At 33.5% G+C, this 19,470-nt stretch carries 15 protein-coding genes; 2 read left to right on the top strand and 13 right to left on the bottom strand.

What is annotated here, in order from left to right:
- Positions 1 to 29: 29 nt before the first annotated feature.
- From KTC92_RS17850 to KTC92_RS17840, 3 genes are all read right to left on the bottom strand, one after another.
- Positions 30 to 968, bottom strand: coding sequence for a glycine betaine ABC transporter substrate-binding protein (locus tag KTC92_RS17850; protein ID WP_220286686.1), 939 nt, complete (start codon positions 966 to 968; stop codon positions 30 to 32).
- A 28-nt stretch (positions 969 to 996) separates the two neighbouring features.
- Complete coding sequence (locus tag KTC92_RS17845; RefSeq protein WP_253198047.1) at positions 997 to 1,641, bottom strand: ABC transporter permease; 645 nt, start codon at positions 1,639 to 1,641, stop codon at positions 997 to 999.
- 187 nt (positions 1,642 to 1,828) lie between these two features.
- On the bottom strand, positions 1,829 to 2,803 hold the full coding sequence (locus KTC92_RS17840) for a D-glycerate dehydrogenase (RefSeq protein ID WP_220286685.1): 975 nt from the start codon (positions 2,801 to 2,803) through the stop codon (positions 1,829 to 1,831).
- Between the two features lie 280 nt (positions 2,804 to 3,083).
- On the opposite strand from KTC92_RS17840, the gene KTC92_RS17835 reads away from it, so the two are divergent.
- Positions 3,084 to 4,934 carry a sigma 54-interacting transcriptional regulator gene (locus KTC92_RS17835; RefSeq protein WP_220286684.1) on the top strand — a complete coding sequence of 617 codons (1,851 nt, stop codon included), beginning with the start codon at positions 3,084 to 3,086 and terminating at the stop codon, positions 4,932 to 4,934.
- Positions 4,935 to 5,216: 282 nt separating this feature from the next.
- Positions 5,217 to 6,512, top strand: a complete 1,296-nt coding sequence (gene lysA / locus KTC92_RS17830; RefSeq protein ID WP_220286683.1) for a diaminopimelate decarboxylase — start codon at positions 5,217 to 5,219, stop codon at positions 6,510 to 6,512.
- Positions 6,513 to 6,686: 174 nt separating this feature from the next.
- Here lysA and KTC92_RS17825 read toward each other — a convergent pair whose 3' ends face one another.
- From KTC92_RS17825 to KTC92_RS17780, 10 genes are all read right to left on the bottom strand, one after another.
- Positions 6,687 to 8,108: an amino acid permease gene (locus tag KTC92_RS17825; protein WP_220286682.1), complete on the bottom strand. Its 1,422-nt coding sequence runs from the start codon at positions 8,106 to 8,108 to the stop codon at positions 6,687 to 6,689.
- Between the two features lie 26 nt (positions 8,109 to 8,134).
- On the bottom strand, positions 8,135 to 9,181 hold the full coding sequence (gene ord / locus KTC92_RS17820) for a 2,4-diaminopentanoate dehydrogenase (protein WP_165413169.1): 1,047 nt from the start codon (positions 9,179 to 9,181) through the stop codon (positions 8,135 to 8,137).
- Positions 9,182 to 9,237: 56 nt separating this feature from the next.
- On the bottom strand, positions 9,238 to 10,308 hold the full coding sequence (gene orr / locus KTC92_RS17815; protein WP_220286681.1) for an ornithine racemase Orr: 1,071 nt from the start codon (positions 10,306 to 10,308) through the stop codon (positions 9,238 to 9,240).
- Positions 10,229 to 11,698 carry a GlmL-related ornithine degradation protein gene (locus tag KTC92_RS17810; RefSeq protein WP_220286680.1) on the bottom strand — a complete coding sequence of 490 codons (1,470 nt, stop codon included), beginning with the start codon at positions 11,696 to 11,698 and terminating at the stop codon, positions 10,229 to 10,231. Before KTC92_RS17810 ends, orr begins: the two co-directional genes overlap by 80 nt.
- Positions 11,699 to 11,713: 15 nt before the next feature.
- On the bottom strand, positions 11,714 to 13,921 hold the full coding sequence (gene oraE, locus KTC92_RS17805) for a D-ornithine 4,5-aminomutase subunit OraE (protein WP_216301621.1): 2,208 nt from the start codon (positions 13,919 to 13,921) through the stop codon (positions 11,714 to 11,716).
- Positions 13,921 to 14,286 carry an ornithine aminomutase subunit alpha gene (locus KTC92_RS17800; protein ID WP_165413165.1) on the bottom strand — a complete coding sequence of 122 codons (366 nt, stop codon included), beginning with the start codon at positions 14,284 to 14,286 and terminating at the stop codon, positions 13,921 to 13,923. Before KTC92_RS17800 ends, oraE begins: the two co-directional genes overlap by 1 nt.
- Before the next feature lie 48 nt (positions 14,287 to 14,334).
- A complete protein-coding gene (gene ortB / locus KTC92_RS17795; RefSeq protein ID WP_220286679.1) occupies positions 14,335 to 15,744 on the bottom strand; it encodes a 2-amino-4-oxopentanoate thiolase subunit OrtB in 1,410 nt (469 codons plus the stop codon).
- Positions 15,745 to 15,772: 28 nt separating this feature from the next.
- The gene (gene ortA / locus KTC92_RS17790; RefSeq protein WP_165413163.1) at positions 15,773 to 16,063 is read right to left on the bottom strand and encodes a 2-amino-4-oxopentanoate thiolase subunit OrtA; all 291 of its coding nucleotides are present in this window, start codon (positions 16,061 to 16,063) and stop codon (positions 15,773 to 15,775) included.
- Between the two features lie 261 nt (positions 16,064 to 16,324).
- Positions 16,325 to 17,719 (bottom strand): sigma-54-dependent Fis family transcriptional regulator, encoded by a 1,395-nt coding sequence (locus KTC92_RS17785; RefSeq protein WP_216301619.1) that lies wholly within the window; start codon positions 17,717 to 17,719, stop codon positions 16,325 to 16,327.
- 638 nt (positions 17,720 to 18,357) lie between these two features.
- Positions 18,358 to 19,467: an ABC transporter permease gene (locus tag KTC92_RS17780; RefSeq protein ID WP_216301618.1), complete on the bottom strand. Its 1,110-nt coding sequence runs from the start codon at positions 19,465 to 19,467 to the stop codon at positions 18,358 to 18,360.
- Between the last annotated feature and the right edge of the window lie 3 nt (positions 19,468 to 19,470).

The following is a 19,470-nucleotide window of genomic DNA, read 5'->3' as shown; positions in this document are numbered from 1 at the left end:
ATTTACCTCCTTCCGTGTATATCCATTTTCTATTTTGCTAATTCCTTTTCAAAAAAATTCTTAGCTACCTCTGAGTATTCTTTTTTATCTATGTCTACTTCTGAATTTAATTTTATTATTGACACGTTGTCAATTTTGCTTGTAACCTTATTTAAAATATCTTTTATTTGAGGATTCTTTTCAAGAAGGTCTTGCTTTATAACTGGGGCTATGTTGTACGGTGGCCATGCATTCTTATCATCTTCGAGAATCGCAAACTCAGTTTTACTTAATTGTCCTTCTGTTGTATATGCTACAGCAACATCTGCTTTATCATTATGAAGCACATCATATTTAATTCCATTATCATAGATCTTTTCATCTTTAAATTTAAAATCCCCATAAGCCATTGTCAAAGCTTGCAGTCCATCTAATCTTTCATCAAATTGACCTTGCGATGCAAATCTTATACTTCCTGCTCTTTTTTGAAGATCGGTTATAGTGTGTATATTATATTTATCAGAGGCCCTTTTGGAAATCACTAATCCCTGCCCATCATTTGCAGAAGATGGATCAAGCCAAATCAATTTAAATTTCTCCTTGTATTTCGTTGAAACCTCATTATAAACTTCCTTTGAATCAAACTTTGGCTGCTGCTTTAAAACAGATAATAATCCTGTACCAGTATACTCAGGGTAAACATCAATATCTCCATTTACAAGTGAAGTATGAACCACAGCACTACCAAGATTAAATTTTCTGTAAACTTTATAACCTTCTTTTTCTAAAGCAACTGCATATAATTCAGATAAAATTAAAGATTCTGTAAAATCTTTAGATCCAACTTTTATTGTAGGTTTACTTTTAGTTTGGGATGTATTTATATCCCCAGATGAAACACTCTTTTTAGAACAGCCAGTTAAAACTGAAACTGTAACCAAGGCTGTTAATACAGAAACTACGACTAAGCTTTTTAATCTCTTATTCATAACTACTCACTCTCCTACATAGTATTCTTTAGTCTCTTTGATACTTTGTTATACTTTGTTCTAACATAAATAACAACATTTCTGCGATTACCGAAAGCAGTGCAACTGTTGCTCCCCCTATTATTAATATTCTAAAATCATTCATACCAAGACCCGTGAAAATGAAATCTCCTAGTCCTCCAGCTCCTATATAAGATGCTAAAGTCGCACTAGCAATTACTTCAACCGCAGATGTTCTAACTCCCGTAATTATTAATGGAAGTGCTAATGGAATTTCAATTTTATAAAGCATTTTCTTGTAATCCATTCCCATACCTTCAGCACTTTCTAGAACAGATGCATCAATATTTTTTATCCCTAAATATGTATTTATAAGTATTGGTGGTATAGCTAAAATCACAAGTGCCAATAGTGCTGGCAAGTATCCAGTCCCAAGTATTGGCATAACTAGCACTAAGATTGCAAGGCTTGGAATAATCCTAAAAAGATTAAATATATTCATTATAGGCTGTGTTGCTTTTGTGAATTTAGCACATATAATTCCCAAAGGTACCGCTATTATTATACTTATTAAAACTGCTGTAACACTAATATTAATATGAATCCTCACTGCTTCATAGTATTTATCAATGTGGCTTAGTAAATAGTCCATAACCTCATTTAACATTTTCATCTACCCTTTCTAAAAAGTAATTTCTACTTATAACTTTATTTATTGAGAATGTCTTAAAAGTATACTAATACATATAATTGTATGAGCTAATGTACTAAAATAATTACACTTATCACAAAAAATTATAGCAGCCAATTTATATATAAAAAACTATAAACTGGCTGCTGATCAAATTATAATACATTTTCTATTTTTGTAATTCTGGTACAATATTAGGTGGTATTTCTCCTTGCAGTGCTTTAACAAGATTTTGAGCAGCCATCATAGCCATATCAAAACGGGTCTTTTGCGTTGCTGATCCTATGTGTGGAACCGTAACTACATTTGACATTTTAAGCAGTATATTTTCAGGATTAACTGGCTCTTTTTCATACACATCCATACCTGCGCCATAAATCTTTTTACTTTGAAGTGCTTCAATTAAGGCCTGTTCATTTACTGTTTGACCCCTAGAGGCATTGATAAATATAGCAGTATTCTTCATTATATTGAATTCCTCAAAATCTATAAGGTGGCGCGTTTCATCATTAAGTGGAGTCATTAATACAATGAAATCAGATTTAGCTAGAAGTGATTTAAAATCGCAATATTTAATGCCTAGTCTTTCTTCTACATCTTTTTTTCTGTTTCTGTTGTAGTAGCAAACTTCCATATCAAATCCAAGCTTTGCCCTTTTAGCTACTGCTTCTCCTATTCTACCCATACCAATTATGCCTACTGTTGAGTGGTGTACATCTGTTCCATAGAGTGTTTCGTTATCATCTCTAGTCCATTTACCTTCCTTTACATATCTGTCTAATTTCGCAATTCTCCTTGCACAAGATAACATCAGTCCAAATATTAAATCTGCAACAGTATCATCTAAAACACCTGGAGTATTCGTACCTATAATGTTCCTCTCTTTCATTACTTGTAAATCAAAGTTATTATATCCAACTGTAACATTGCTAATAGCTCTTAATTTAGGAGCCCTATTTAATAGTTCTTGGTTAATACAAAAATCGGATAATAATACACCGTCTTTATCAGAGAGTTTATCTAATAGTTCACTTCTTGAAATTTCTTTTTCTCCCTCCCATTTTTCATAATCACAAAATCGTGCAATATAATTTTCTACTTCTCTAGGTATACGCTGAGCAATGTATATTTTAGGTTTATTCATGATCTTCCTCCTTTAAATTATTATTAATAATAATTTTCACTATTCCTTTTTTTCTTTATTATACATAAAATTACCCTTCAATGTAGATTTTTTTTTATTTATCTACTCTATAATGTATCTTTAAAGAGGTAATATATTTTTATCTTTTTATTAGAGTGGTATAATGTTTCTAAAACATATTGCAAGAAATGCTATGAATGACAATAAATAAACGATACAAAATAATCTAGTATACCCAAGCAAAAATACTAGAATAAGAGTATAGAATGGTGGTAATAATATGAAGGATCCTTTTAATATTATATTTGATGAGGTCTCGGAAGGCCTCATAGTAGTCGACCCAAATGGAGTAATTAAATGTTATAACAGAATGGCTAAAGAGATCTTTGGAATTATATATAACCAGGGCATAGGGCATTCTGCTGGCAGTATCGTAGAAAATGATATTGTAATAATCGCTGATACAATGCTTGGTGAGGATGATGGGGGGCTAACTCTTGAAGACTTAAAAAATATAGGGGTATCCTCTCAAAAATTGAAACAAGGAGATGCCTTTGTTTCAATAGGTATTATGGGAGATAAATCATACAATGGTGTAATAGAATGCACTTCTTCTAGAGAAAGTACTTTGTATCTTGAAAACATATATTCTAAAAATAAACTAACTGCAGCTATTGATTTTTGTAACAGGGTGGCGATTATATCTATAAATGATATTAAATATACACTTAATTATACGAGGTCCATAGGACATATGGTAGTTTTATGCGGCAATACAGGTAAGGTAAAATTTTATCAGGCTAGAGGCTACACCAGTAGGCGAGATGATATAAAAAAGCTCCTTAATGGAACCATATTTGCTTCAAAGGGAGATTATAACTATACAATTGATGTGGTTGGACACAGTATTTTTGATGTTCACCCTAAAGAAACGAATATAAATATTGTAGATTTTGTAGAAGCCGCAAACGGTAAATATATTTCTTATACTAATCAGGTTAAGGACATAAATGGCCGGTCTACAAGATGCTCTTTAGTTCAGCTAAAAGATGACAACAAAATTATAGGTGCCTTATTAAAGGTTCAAGACATAACTGAGCTTGAAAATATAATTAAAGAAAGAGACTATGCCATAGCATCTCTTAATGATGCTGAAAATAAACTTAAAGATTATGACGAATTCAGAAGGATTATTGGACAAAGTGACAGCATAAAGGCTGTAAGAAAGCTTGCCAGAAAGGCATCAGAAATAGATTCTACAGTACTTCTGTTAGGCGATAGTGGTACAGGAAAGGGACTCGTAGCAGAGTGCATACATAAAGGTAGTAGAAGAACTAATAAGCCATTCATATATGTAAATTGCGCTTCTATACCCAAGGAATTAATAGAAAGTGAGCTCTTTGGATATGAAGGTGGCGCGTTCACCGGTTCAAAAAAAGAAGGTAAAAAGGGTCTATTTGAGGTTGCTCATGAGGGGACTATTTTTCTCGATGAAATAGGGGATATACCTTTATATATGCAAGCAAAGCTACTACACGTCTTGCAAAGCAAACGATTTAATAGAGTCGGTGGTACACACTACATAGAAGTTGACGTAAAAATTATAGCTGCAACTAATAAGGATTTAGATATAGCTGTCAATCAGGGAGAATTCAGAAGAGATTTATATTATAGGATTAACGTTTTCCCTATTTTTATACCGCCGTTAAGATTAAGAAAAGAAGATATTTATACGTTGATTATGTACTTGACTCCTAAGATTTGCAAAAGAGCGGGCTGCGAAGAGAAAAGAATATCGGCGGGTGTTATAAAAAAAATGCTTATGTACGATTGGCCAGGAAACGTCAGAGAGGTTGAAAATGTTCTTGAAAGAGCAATAAACGTATCTGATGAGCATACAATTTTTACGAAGGATATAAGCATCATAACCTCAGCGAAAGGCTCAGAAAGCTGTAGCTTTGGATATTCTCTCAAGGGTGCAATCGAAATTGCAGAGCGAAAAGCTATTGAAAATGCACTAAAAATCACAGCTGGAGATAAAACCGAAGCTATGAGGATACTTAACATAAGCAAATCAGGTTTTTACGAAAAACTTAAGAGGTATAATCTTCAAAATAAAATCAATGATTGATATGGATCATTGATTTTATTTTGAACAACATACTTATAAACAAATCAAGTCCAAAACTGTGGAATCAGTCCAAAATATTGGACTCATTCTGAAAATAACACTTTTCGGAGTTCACAAAAATTTAGAACAGATTTTTTTCCAATATTTTGGACGCATTAACAAACTAAATCTTTGATTTATATAACTTTCCTGTATTGGCATGATAATTGCTAATTTATAAATACAATAACACTTTAAATCGATAATAAAGTAATTTCACAAAATCAACCAGGAGGTGTTTTCATGAAAAGAAATTATATAAATGTAAATGAAAAAGGACATCTAGAGTTTTTTGGATGCGATACGGTAAAATTGGCAGGAGAATTCAAGACGCCTCTTTATGTTATGAGTGAAGACGGAATAAGACAGAGTTGTAAACAGGTGCGCGAGCATTTTATGGATAAATACCCCAATACGCTTGCTTTATATGCCAGCAAAGCTTTCAGCAACATTGCCATGTGCAAAATAATAAAAGAAGAAGGTCTTGGCATAGATGTTGTATCAGGCGGCGAATTATATACCGCATGTAAATCTGGCTTTCCAATGGAAAAAGTATATTTTCATGGCAACAATAAATCGCAAGAAGAGATTGAACTTGGTATAGATAATAATGTTGGCTGCTTTGTTATCGATAGCTTTCACGAAGTGAAACTTTTACAAAAAATAGCCCAAAAGAAAGGTGTTGTAGTAAGGGCTATTTTAAGAATATCCCCTGGCATTTCAGGTCACACACATGAATACATTTCTACTGGACAGTTAGATTCAAAATTTGGCTTCCCTATACAGGGTAATGTTGCTTTTGAGGCTATAGAAATGGTAAGCAAATGTGAAAACATAAAATATAGCGGTATACATTGTCATATAGGTTCACAAATGTTTAACAAGGATGTTTATAAAGAAGCTGTTCATATAATGACAAAATTTATGCTTGATTTAAAGAACAACTTAGGCCTTAAAACAGAAGAGCTAAATATGGGCGGTGGCTTTGGAATCTACTATTCTAATGGCGATAAACCTCTTGAAATGAGTGAGTTTATAGAAGTAATAATGGGTAATATATATGGAGATTGCAAGAAATATTCATTAGAAACTCCTAGAGTTCTCATTGAACCAGGAAGATGGTTAGTCGGAGAAAACGGTATAACCCTTTATACAATAGGAGCTATAAAAGAAATTGAGGGAATAAGAAAATATGTTAGTGTAGATGGTGGTATGGCAGATAATCCAAGACCTGCCCTATATCAAGCTGAAAACGAAGCTATTGTTGCGAATAAGGCTGATAAAGAAAATGAAGACCTTGTAACTATTGCAGGAAGATGCTGTGAATCGGGTGATATGCTGATCCACGATATAAAGCTTCCTAAAATGGAAACAGGTGATATACTTGCAATGCTTACTACAGGAGCCTATAACTACTCGATGTCCAGTAATTACAATAGATTACCGAGACCAGCAGTGATAATGCTAAAGGCTGGTAATTCAAGGTTAGTTGTTAAAAGGGAAACCTATGAGGATATCGTAAGGAATGATTTAGACTAAAAAAGAAAAAAATATTTGTTATTTATTTTAGTAATATATCATTTCCAAAAATCAGTAATCCAAGCTTAATCCCCCCATAATAAAAATAAAAGGCATATCCCGTAGGACTGCCTTTTATTTCCTTTGTAATAATGATTACAAAGACTCTGCGTTAAATCATCTCCTGAAATGTCGTTAAACAGAAATTTTACCCATAGCTGCTGCTATTATCATAACAATCGCCACTATAACCATAACTATCATGGACAACTTTTCTTTCTGAGTAATAGCTTCTTTTTTTTCTTTTTTTGCTTTCAAATAAAAACCTAACCCTAATGCATAAATTACAACTGCTAAACCTAAATATCCAATTCCCACTGCATATATAACATAAATTGAATATATACCTGCAATTACTGCTATAATTTTTTCCTTAAGATGTCCACTTTCTTTATTATATACCTTAAATGCATACATAGAAGATAATAAGTATGGTATTAATATATTAGTAGTACACATATGTGTCACAACAAAATAAGCTTTTTGCAAGCCTGGTGAGAGCATAGCTAGCAACCCTATTTGTGTTGCTACCATTCCAAATAAAAGAGCATTTATAGGCACATTTTTATCATTGTTCTTTTTAAACCATTTAGGCATTAACCCATCCTGTTCTGCTGGAACATATAAAATTTCTGTGGTTATCAAAAGCCAGCAAAGTAAAGCACCCATAACAGAAATTAAAATTCCCACTTTAACTATAATAGCCCCTGCACTTCCCAATGCAGTCTGTGCTAAAACAGCTGCTAATGGAGTTTGTGCTGCAACTAAAGCCTTAGCTGGCAAAATACCCATTGACAATATAGATATTGATACATAAAGTATCGCTGTTATAACAAGTGAGATTATTGTTGCTTTTCCAACCACTATATGAGATTCTGCCCTTTGAGACAAAACTACTAAGCCTTCAACACCTACGAAGCACCATAAAATTGTTCCCATTGCGCCACTTATCTGTTTTCCTATACTAACGGTGTCTCCACTGACTGCTAAAACTGTCTTCCAATTTTCAACATTAAATGTACCTAGTTTAAAAGCTGAAAGGCCAAATACAATTACTAGAATTAGTGGTATAACTTTGCCAATTGTAACTACCAAATTGAGTATACCAGCTTGTCTAATTCCTCTTTTTATTACAAAATAGTATGACCACAAAACAATAGATGCAAGTAAAAATGCTAAAACACGAGGCATTGTGTATCCTTCTCCAATTAAGCTATTTATAGTCTTGAAAATTAAAACAATAAATGCAACATTGCCAAGGAATGAACTTGTAAAGTAACCCCAAGCAGAATTAAAACCTATAAAATCACCATATCCATCTTTAGCATAGGAATAAATTCCCCCGTGTAATTCAGGTTTTTTATTTGAAAGCAAGTAAAATACTAATCCTAGCATTACTACCCCAAAAACTCCAATACCCCATGAAATTAGGACTACCATTGGATTTGTTGTTGTTATTAAATCTGTAGGGCTATTAAAAATACCTGATGCAATCATAGTACCTATGCCTAAAGCAACAAGTAACCCTAGTCCTAATTTTTTATTATTTTCTTCCAATATAAAAAACCTCCTCTAATATCTTTTTACTTTAGTAAATTTCTAACGTCTGATAGTATTGCTCTTGGAACTGGTAAATCGAGCATTGTTTTGAGTCCTGGTTCTGCATTCATTACTAGTGGAATCATATTAACACATATAGCTATTGTAGCGATTCCTCCTGGTATTTCTGGTTTTATTTGAAGGTTCAAGTTTGGAACTCCGTTAATTGTAATATAATCTCCAGTATCAACATTCTCAAGTTCTGGTCTTATCTGCTGAGGATGTTCCATTGTAGCAAATACTTTATCTCCTAAATTTGCATATCCCAATTGGCTACATCCAGCAACCTCTCCAGCATTTACTGAGATAATATCTGTTTTACGTGGCACAGTTGTAACAATTGGTGATTTTTCTTGTCTAATATTATTGAACTTAATATTAAATGCTTCTTCAAACATACCAAATGATTGTAAAAATCCTACGTGCCCATCTACTGTATTGTCTTTAACACCCTGTATAAATGCTTCTGGTTTTAAGCCAATACCTTGCTCAACCATAACTGCCCTGCCAAAGCAAGCTAAGTCATTAACTCTAGTAGCCTTTATGCTATCAACTGTGTCAGAAACTCCTGTAAGCATTATTGCAACTAAATCCATTATAAATCCAGGATTTACTCCAGTTCCTAATATTGAAACCTTATTTTCTTTAGCAATTCTATCCATTTCATCTGATAATTCTGGGTCTAAAGCTCTTGGATAGGACATTTCCTCAGCTGTTGTTACAATATCCATGCCAGCAACTGCTGCCATTTTTATTAATGGAAATACAACTTTTGTAAATGAAGCTGTAGCCATAAGGCAAACCTCTGCAAAACCCTTCTTTATAACATCTCCAGCATTTTTTGTAACTATACATGAATTATCTTCATTTGCTGGAACACCTAACACTTCATAAAGTTTTTTGCCAACCTTACTCGGATCCATGTCAATAGCCCCTACGATAGTAAATCCTTTTTTGCTTAATACCATTCTAGCAATACCGCTTCCCATTGAACCTAATCCCCAAACTACAACTTTTATTTTATTTCTCATAATATTTTCCCCCTCATAATTTTATATTTTACTCTATATGTTAAACTGCGTCTTAATTAATTATTGTAATACTTCTCCACATATGGAGAGGTCATTGCTGCAAGCAAACATCCATAATCTATTTTAAAATCTACTATATCGCCAACTGTTAGTTCTTTTTTACTATCAGTCACATCTAAAATTAAATGGTCGCTACTTGCACCAAAAATGCTTATATCTGTGTCCAAAGGAATTAACCCTTCAACTCTTATATCTTGTCTTCCAATTGCTATAATAGCCCTTTTTCTTATTCCTTTATCTTCAAAGTGAGGTTTATTACCAAAAGCATCCATTCCTATAGTGCCTGTTGGTACTGTTGGTTTACTCTTTATTTCAACTACCTCCCCACTGAGTATAAAGGCATCTTCATAGCAATTAGGTACTGCGAGTCCAAAAGAAGTCTCCCTACCAAGAACTATTGCTTCTCCAATTCTAAGCTGATTTATTTCTTCTGGCATAGTATCATTAATAACCATATATAAACTACTTGAATTCCCCCCTGAAATTATAGGTAACCTTAAACTAAAGTTTTTTTCTATATCTAATTTTAACTTTATAAGCTTACCTAAGTTTTCTGTGTCAGGAATTACCCCACCATAACAAGTAACATTGGTTCCAAGTCCAATTAAATTAATATTATCTAATTTTACTATTTTACTCACAATGGAAGCTACGTCGTCAATCAATACTCCTTCTCTTAAATCCCCTAAATCTACCATTAGTATAACGTTGTGCATCTTATTTAAATCTTTTGCAGCTGCTCCTAGCTTCCTAATTGTGTCGATCTCTGAATTTAAGCTGCAATCGCTATACTTCACAACTTCATAGACTTCGCTTATCATTGGAATTCTAAGCATCATCTTTTTACAATTTAAATCCTTTAGTTTTTTTAGATTTAAGATTCTAGAATCAGCAACCTCAGTCACCCCAGCTCGTAGTATAGCTTCTACAATAGGCTTTTGTGCACAAAATACTTTAGTTACGGATGTAACATCTATATGCTTTTTATTACACATTGCTAGGATTGTTTTTACATTGTGTGTTAATTTTTTCAAGTTCACTTCCACACAAGGATAATTTTTTTTCATATAGATACTCCCCTTTTGAAATGTCGTTAATTCCCATATCCTTTGTTATACCTAAACTTTGAGTTAATAACGCTATTGCCACTTCTTTATTTTCTCTACTTAAAACCCCTGCACAAGCCATAATATAGTTTTTATCTAGAAGCACTTTAGCACCTTTTTTAGGTAGCATTGTAACTTCGTCTTTTAAGTGTCTTATTTCTAGTAGCAAAGCTTCTCCACTCGGAAGCCTTGTAAGCGCCCCTCCGGTACCTATTATATATTTAACCTCAGATAAATCCTTACCATAAGCCACAAAACCACTTTCACCATCATATTTTCTTTTTATAAATCCTACATGCCTATCTATTGCAACGGATATAGCTTTCTTCGCTAGCAGGCTGCTTGCATTTATATCATCCATATCTTCCGGTATAGGTTTTATGTGCAACTTTATATATTCCTTAGTATATTCACCTAAATCCCTAACGTCAAGTAAATCTATTACATTTTTGCTGTTAATAAAAACTCCAAGGTCTCCTTCTACAGTTCTTTTAGCCTTTGGTTCAGGATTTATTAGCATATCTAAAACTATTCTACTTCCTTCTGTAACAGAGTGCACATCCGTGGTAGCCCCTCCTACATCAAAAACTACTAAGTCCCCTATCATATCATATAAAAGTTTTGAGCTCTCCATAACTGCTCCTGGAGTTGGCATTATGCTTCCATTCACCATTTCTTTTATTTTATTCATTCCAGGTGCTTTTACAATATTCTTCTCAAAGGCTTCTTGTATTATTTTCCTTGCAGGCTCCACATTTAACTCATCTATACTTGGATAAACGTTGTCAATTAAATAAAGTTCTTGCCCTTCAAATATCTCTTTTATTTCTTCCCTATTTTCAATATTTCCACAATATACAATGGGTTTGTTATATTTTTCTTGGCTTATAATTTCTGCATTATAAAGAGAGGTTTCCCTTTCACCATAGTCAGTGCCTCCAGCAATCATTATCATATTAGGATTTATATCATGTATTCTCTTTAGATCACTTTTTCGCATCTTCCCAGCAGTAACCATTTTTATGATACCACCAGCACCAAGAGCTGCTTCTCTAGCAGCCTTAACAGTCATTTGCTGCATAAGTCCGTGAACAGTTATTCTAAGTCCCCCTGCAGCACTAGACGTCGCTAACATCTTTTTCCATGTAATTGATTCTCCAATTTGATTTTCAATATCTTTAACAGCATTTTTTAATCCTATAGTTACATCACCATCTATTACTGTTGTACAGCTATTACCTTGAAAAGGTATATCTACAATAACCTGTCCCTTATCATCATAGTATACATTAAAAGCAGTAACCAGGGTAGTGGTGCTACCTATTTCAGCAACAAGATAATTTACCTTCACAAGCAATCGCTCCTTTTATTCTTCTTCTTCATTATCAGGCAAACCCATTAACCTTTTGATTATGAAGGATGCAACAGCTGTACCATTTGATCCACGTCCAAATCCAACATCCATACCGTTTGCTTTAGCTATTTCATCAGTTACTTGTGTACCACCGGAAACAAGTATAATCTTATCTCTTACTCCTTTTTCGATGCAAAGATCACTAAGTTTTTTCATGTTCTTTGTATGAACATCGTTATGGCTAATTATTGTACTACACAATATAGCTTGAGCTTTTGACTCTATAGCTGCATCTACTAGTTTTTCTATTGGACATGAAGTTCCAAGGAAAATTGCTTCTATACCAAATCTTTCAACTCCGCCATGTTTAATATCAATAACTTCGCGAACTCCAACAGAGTGTTCATCTTCACCTACTGTGGCTGCAACAACCTTAAGTGGATGTCCTTTTACATAATCTTTCATTTGTTGATCTGTTAGTGACTTTCTTCTCTTTGGAAGAACTAACTCATCACGTTTTACAGGTGTAAAATCACATACGCCTTTTATTTCCACAAGAGTTCCCTCAGCTTTTTGTAACACTTGTTTATGAATAATTTCTACATTTTTCAAATTCATTCGCGTGCCCATTTCAAGTGCTGCTGCTTCACTAATTTGTTCATTTTCCGGGATACATAAAGTGATTTTTACATACCCGTCTTTAGCCCATTGGACTTCTGGAATTACAGTACCATCTTCTTTAACTTCTTCCATTCTCTTAAATACATTGTCATTATCATCCAATTCATCGATATATTGAATTTTGGAATGGTTACATAATGTACATTCATCTATTGCATCGCAAGGTCTTTTATATTCTTTTGGAACATTATTGTATCCAAAATGGCCACAAACTGGTGCAAAATAATCTGATTCTCTTTTTACAATTGTTCCGACAGCATCTCCGCCCGCAATCTTTCTTGCAATACCATCATCATTTCTTTCTGGATATTGACCAGAATCAATAAAGAATCCTGAATCAACAGCTTTAAAGTATCCACCAACTTCAAGTATTTCCTCAAAGAACAAAATAGCTCTTTCTTGAATTTCTCTTGCCTTTTCTGGTAAATATCCTGTTTTCTTAAGCTCTATCATGTCCATTAATCCATCCATACCTATAAATGCCTGTTTAGCTGTGTTTATAGCATGAATATTATTATAATGCCAAGGAACATTACGTCCTTCATCTGGAGTTATTGTACTTTGAATGTCTGCTGATGTTAGTTCTGATATTAAAAGATTCAAAGTATGTCCAACTGTAGCTTCTCTTTCACAAGACTCTATATACTTAGTATTCATTTGAGCTCTCATTTTGTATCTTTTGAAAAACTCACGAAGTGCTACTGCATAAGGCAGATCATATCTCATACAAGGAGCTGGTGCAGATGTTGGGGGTACAGTTGATAAAGAAATGTTTTCTGGTTTCATTCCAACGAGTTCTGAAAAACAAGAATTTATAGCATGTTGTACCATAAGTTCTGGCATTACCTTATATCCCTTCATAGCTGTTGCGTTTGCATTATGTGCACCATCTATTTGAAGCATTCCTGCATGAGCCATTATACCCTTTGCAACTGCAGCATCAACGAAAGATCTAACCATATTAATATTTCTATAAAGTACATTGTATTGTGGATCTTGATGAGCTCCATTAACGCCTTCTTCTGCGAACATAACCGCTACATCAGGACCGGCAACGCCCGATACATAGGAATGGAAATTAATTTTTCTTCCTACTTCTTCTTCTATTAAATCTATAGCTTTTCTTGTTGCTCTAATTTCTTTTCTAGTTATTGGTACCCCCCCAAACCCTTCTGGGCTTCCTTCTAATAATCCATCAAAGTGACTTTGACCCATTGTCCTTATAACCATTAAATGATCCGCACCATGCCATGCTGCCATTCTCATTCTTCTTATATCATCTTCAAATCTTCCTGAAGCAATTTCTGTCGTAATAACTGCTCTTGGTTGCGGATCTATATTTTCAAAGCTTCTTGCTGCTGGAAGAGGTTGACTCTTCTTTAAAGGTGCTGATATTTCATGATATGTGAATTCTCCAACCTTTCCAGTTTCATTTTCTTCTCTCCAGTGCCATCCTCTCCATTTTGGTTCATACTTATCTAAGTCTTTTAATATTTCTTCTACATTAAGCTTTTCATTTTCTTGTAATTTTTCTTGCATTAGTTCTCACTTCCCTTCATTTTTTCAGATACAATATCCCACCCTATTCCTTTAGAGAGTTCTGCTCCTGCTTTAAGATAGTCCATATTTTTAAGCTTTGCATAAGTTAAAATTACATTTCCTATACCTTTTCCAATCAAATTCCATTTTGCTGCATAAGAAATTATAGGCTGAGCTTGCATACTAGAAAATCCCATTCTAAGTACTACAGAACGTTCAATAGCTGGTGATGTATGCGTATACGCTAAATCCACCATTGGTTTTACAACTTGATTAGTAAGGCTCCAAAATCTTTCATATAACTGATCATTAGTCAAACCTTTCAAATGTTCTCTTCTTTTTTCAAAATCATCTTCTCTTTTCATAAATTAAACTCCCCCTAACATATTTCAAGATTATGTTTTGCAAGATTATTACATTTCTACATTATGCTGTTTTAATATTTCTACTATTTCTTCTTTAGACATTTTTGTTTCTAAAGACAAAAACTCAATATCAACCTGCTGCACTCTATTCTCAATCAATTTCTTAATAACATTTTTCATGTAGGAATTCTTCAACCCTTCCATGTCTATATCTGTGACTGTTACTATTGATGGATGAGACGGAATTACTATATTCTCGCCAGGTACTTGCTGGCTAGGATTACCCACATAAACTTTAATCCCATTTTCTTTAGCAAAATTAAGCTGAGGCAATAAATGTTTTCCAGCTCCCGTATATTCAGTTTCTTGGACAACGATTACGGCATCATCATCGTATTCCTGAGCAATTGCAAAAGCTGCTACTAGGGATACATTTCCTGCTGGACCTCTTTCTAAGCCTTCAAGCTGAGCTAATATTTCAGTCATCCAAAATACTTCACCTTGAGTAGTTGTTACATATCTATCTAAATACCTTAATGGTCTAGCCGCGCTCCTAGGTACATCTGATCTATCTGGATAAGTCATAAATGGAATTCCAAATCCTGTATGGCCTGTGGTAAACGATTTCTTGTTAAAGTCTATATCAGATGCCATATGCAATCCAGAAAGGTCAACCGATGCCCCTATTATCTTTGTTTCCACTGCACCTGCCCTAATAAGTCCTCTTGCAGTACCAGTAACATTTCCACCACCTGCATGAGTTATAATAACTGCATCAGGATCTTTTCCTAATTTTTCTCTACACTGCTCAGCTATTTCATATCCTAAAGTTTCAATTCCTGCTACACCGTACGAGGAATATAATGAAGCATTGTAATAACCTGTATCTTCAAGTATCTTTAGATAAGTATAAAATAATTCAGGACCTACGGAAAGTCTAACAACTTCTGATCCAAACCCCTCACACTTTCTTCCTTTTTCTAATATTTCTGGTTGTCCTATTTTTCTTGAATCATAACATTCATTTGCTATTATACATTTAAGGCCTCTAATATTTGCTTGAGATGCAACCGCTGCTCCATAATTACCTGACGTAGCTGCCCCTACGCCTTTGTACCCTCTCTTCATTGCATCAAATACAGATATGCATGCTCTTCTATCTTTAAAACTTCCGGATGGGTTGCAGCTTTCATCCTTTACAAATATTCTAGCCGCACGTCCAGTCTTAGAAACCTTTCTTGCTAATTTTGTTATATTTCTTAGTTCAAGAAGTGGAGTATTTCCTACCCCTACATCATTTTGAATTTCTTTAACTTCTGCAAATGAGTATTCAACATCTCTCATCAAAGCTTCATAATCAAATGAAAGCTTACCAGTTTCGTATTTACTATAATCTATTCCTATAGATTTAAGAATTATTTCATTCTTTCGGGCCATAAGCTCATCATATTTATTCATACTTTATAACCTCCTCTTAAATTATCACCTACTGTGCTATTATTTCCCTAGCTTGTCTTCCTATATTACTTATTTCTTCAACATACTTACCATAGGTGTGGTAATATCCTGGCTCTATTTCAACAACTTTACCTTTAGCAATTCTGCCTACATTAGTTTCAACTTGCACTTCATCTCCTAATTCACAATCACTAAGGCACTTCCCTCTTATCCAACATTTAAGAGGAGTTTTCTTTGTCTCATCTGGTATATTTAAAGCTCTGTCTTCTGGCATTAAAACGATTTCTTCTACTTCAACCCAGATGCCTTTTTTTATCATAATTTATACCTCCCAAATTTAATATTTATTAAAGCACTTTATTGATATACTCACTTTAATATACAGCAATTACCATGCCAAGTAAAAAACACATGCTTTTAAGCCATCGCTCAAATACATGTGTTTTGAATTCGCAAAATATTCTGCATCTTTTTTTTATAATTGAGAATTAAGCCTAGTAATTTTAGGTAACCTCAGTGTTTCTTGGGATTAGCTATATGCGCAAATTATTTTGCATGCATAGCAAAAAATTTTGCTATTTTAAAATTTTTCTATTATTTTATGTATCTTTATTTTATATTGAAGATTTTGTCTTGAAATATTAAGGTCTCTAGCAGTCTTACTAACATTATAATTATTTTTTCCCAACATTTTTTTTATTAAGTTTTTTTCAATATTACTCATATAACTTTCTAAATCAAAGCTCTCATATGTATTTGATATAACGTCATGAACATTTTCACAATTTTCATGTGTTATTATAGAATCAAAATAGTTTTCTGTTAGAATGGAATTATTGTCCGCCATATTCATTGCAGCTTCAATAACATTTGTTAATTCACGAATATTTCCCGGCCAATTATATTCTTGGAGTTTTCTCATCATATCTTCATCGATACCCCTTATATTCTTACATAGAATTTTATTATATTTTTCGATTATTTTGTCTACGAATATAGTAATATCCTCTTTTCTTTCTCTTAATGGGGGTATATTTATTCTCATTACACCTACCCTATAATAAAAATCTTTCCTCAATTTACCACTCTCAATAAGTTTCTCTGGTTCCTCATTTAACGTAGCTATTATTCTAACGTCAATATATATGCTTTTGGTACTTCCCACAGGCCTTATATAACCATCTTGAAGTACTCTTAAAAGTTTAGATTGAAGATACGGTTCTAAAGAATTAACCTCATCTAATAAAAGAGTTCCATGATTTGCCTCTTCAAATAATCCCTTTTTATTCTCTGCCCCTGTAAACCCTCCCTTTTCTGTACCAAAAAGCATTCCCTCTAGTAATAGGGCAGGAATAGCTGCACAATTTATAGGTATAAAAGGCTTCTCTTTTCTTAATCCATCATAATGAATGCTTTGAGAAAAAACTTCTTTTCCTGATCCAGTTTCTCCATATAATAGTACAGATGAACTTGACATGCTAGCTTTTTTAGCTTTTTCTATAACACTTTTCATAGCAGGATTGTCACCATATATATCACTAAAAGTAAAATGTCTATGAATTTTTTTATTTAAATTTTGCAGTTTACAAACGTTTTCAGTTAGTTCTTTTAGCTGAGTCATGTCTTTAGCTATTTCAATCACTGCTACAACTTTATTATTTAATGTTACTGGCACAGTAGTATTTATAGTAGTGACTTTTTTCTTATATCCATTACCATAATGTTGTATTAAATCCACAATTTTTTTACCGGTCTTTAATACGCTCATAAGTGTAGATTCATCATCTTTTACATCCTCTAGATACTCATTAACCTTTTTCCCTATTACTTCTTTACTATCTACACCTTCTACTTTTCCCATGGCACTATTATAATATATAGTTTTGCCCTCACAATCTATTACTTGAATTCCTTCCTCCAAATTTTCTAATAGACATTCTAATACCTTGTCTGCGTTTAGAAATTTACTATCCATACTTTATCTTTAGTGAGATCTTGTATAAAAGGTACACAAACCCACTAAATACTCACTTCCTTTCTATATCTGATGTATAGCATGTTAATAGTAGACAATTAAAGTTTATCTACTTTCTAATTATGAAAAAAGATTACACCCATGGATAAATCAAGTATTTAATATTACAATATTTTTATAGTTACCATATTTTTTTACATTAAATCTATTTATTATTATTTTCATTATATCATACAAAAATTGTATTGAGAATTTTACATTTAAAATTAGCTAAAGCCATGATTGATCTTTTCAGATTATATTGGAGTTTTAACAAAGTTAACAAAAGCATTCGCAGTGACTGATTCAGAATTATTATCTGAATTTGGTTGGAATATATGGGATAACGACAGATATTTAGTCTTCTAAGACAGGAAATCCAACTTATTAGACACTTATAATTTTAAGACCTTGTAGCATATTATCAATTCTTTTTTAGGTCAAAATGCGAATTAAACTTTCCTTAACACAGGTAATCTTCTAGTATGATATTTAATTACCCCCAGATTAAAAATAAGCCCCTGATTTAGAAGTGTACTCCTAAATCTAGGGCTTATGTCTTTCATATTGTTTACACTAATATATTTTTAACATATTAATTATTTACCAGACTGTTTTTCCATGTCCAGCTGAAAACTGTGACGCTCCATCTCTTTATCCTTTTGACGTTTCCAAGCGTGGAGAACTAGCGCTATGGTAACAACTCCATAGGATATAAACATACGGAAGTATTCCCCAATCATGGCCGATCCAGTAATATATTTACCTGCCATTGGCATGACTATAAACATTAAATGAAATAGCGCAGTACCAACAATGGCATTTGGGATAGAAGCTTTAGTAACCGTTGCACCACCAACTAAAAGTGACGCAGCTGCAAAAAGGGCTGCTTGATCCGCTCCATTATAGGTATTCATAGTCCCTATATTTTGCAAATAAATTATTTGTCCAAAGCAAGCAAGAACTGTTGAAATTACGATGGACTGAATACGTGTCTTATCAACATCAATTCCCGCAGTATCAGCTACATTCATGTCAAGTCCTACAGCTCTCATATCCTGACCCATTTTTGTTTTTTTAAACCAAACAGTGAAGACACAAATCAAACCTATAATCAAAAAGGTTCCAACTGGAATACTTATATTACCTATTTTTATTAAAATTAGGGTGTCAAATCCTTTAGCTACATTCAAGTTCAAAGCATTACGTACACCATATCCTTTAGAAAGGAGCATTGAACTAGTCTTAAATGGTATTATAGATCCGCACAGGTATAAAAGGAAAAATTGATAGATACCTGCGATAAAAAGACCTAGAACCATGGAAGTAATCATCTCACGTCCTTTAGCCCTATTTAGTACAAGGCCACAAAAATATCCCAGGCCTATAGCTATAGGAGCTGCAACAATTGCCGCAAGTAGTAGTCCAGGAGCTCCTGTAATACCCCAGTCAGTGATAAATATCAATCCAATTTGGCCTGCCATAGCACCTAAAATCATCCCAAAGTTGATACCCATTCCCGCCATAATAGGAAGCAGCAGTGATAATACTAGGAAAGAGTTTCTTGCGAGCCTCGTTATAATCTGATCCACCAAATAACTTCCAGAATACTGTGAAAGCGGTATTGCTATTATGCTGATGATTAAAAACATTAACGGCACAACACTGCCCGTAAGTAATGGGCCTATTTTTTTCTTATCAAATTTCATGAC

Source organism: Clostridium sp. CM027 (assembly GCF_024730565.1).
Taxonomy (GTDB): domain Bacteria; phylum Bacillota; class Clostridia; order Clostridiales; family Clostridiaceae; genus Clostridium_AD; species Clostridium_AD estertheticum_B.
The sequence above is the reverse complement of the archived record's forward strand: the minus strand, read 5'-3'. Positions and strand labels throughout refer to the sequence as shown.

Excerpts from the sequence above, each read along its gene's own strand:
- KTC92_RS17850 (WP_220286686.1), bottom strand. The coding sequence starts at position 968 with ATGAATAAGAGATTAAAAAGCTTAGTCGTAGTTTCTGTATTAACAGCC.
- KTC92_RS17845 (WP_253198047.1), bottom strand. The coding sequence starts at position 1,641 with ATGAAAATGTTAAATGAGGTTATGGACTATTTACTAAGCCACATTGAT.
- KTC92_RS17840 (WP_220286685.1), bottom strand. The coding sequence starts at position 2,803 with ATGAATAAACCTAAAATATACATTGCTCAGCGTATACCTAGAGAAGTA.
- KTC92_RS17835 (WP_220286684.1), top strand. The coding sequence starts at position 3,084 with ATGAAGGATCCTTTTAATATTATATTTGATGAGGTCTCGGAAGGCCTC.
- lysA (WP_220286683.1), top strand. The coding sequence starts at position 5,217 with ATGAAAAGAAATTATATAAATGTAAATGAAAAAGGACATCTAGAGTTT.
- ord (WP_165413169.1), bottom strand. The coding sequence starts at position 9,181 with ATGAGAAATAAAATAAAAGTTGTAGTTTGGGGATTAGGTTCAATGGGA.
- orr (WP_220286681.1), bottom strand. The coding sequence starts at position 10,308 with ATGAAAAAAAATTATCCTTGTGTGGAAGTGAACTTGAAAAAATTAACA.
- oraE (WP_216301621.1), bottom strand. The coding sequence starts at position 13,921 with ATGCAAGAAAAATTACAAGAAAATGAAAAGCTTAATGTAGAAGAAATA.
- KTC92_RS17800 (WP_165413165.1), bottom strand. The coding sequence starts at position 14,286 with ATGAAAAGAGAAGATGATTTTGAAAAAAGAAGAGAACATTTGAAAGGT.
- ortB (WP_220286679.1), bottom strand. The coding sequence starts at position 15,744 with ATGAATAAATATGATGAGCTTATGGCCCGAAAGAATGAAATAATTCTT.
- ortA (WP_165413163.1), bottom strand. The coding sequence starts at position 16,063 with ATGATAAAAAAAGGCATCTGGGTTGAAGTAGAAGAAATCGTTTTAATG.
- KTC92_RS17785 (WP_216301619.1), bottom strand. The coding sequence starts at position 17,719 with ATGGATAGTAAATTTCTAAACGCAGACAAGGTATTAGAATGTCTATTA.
- KTC92_RS17780 (WP_216301618.1), bottom strand. The coding sequence starts at position 19,467 with ATGAAATTTGATAAGAAAAAAATAGGCCCATTACTTACGGGCAGTGTT.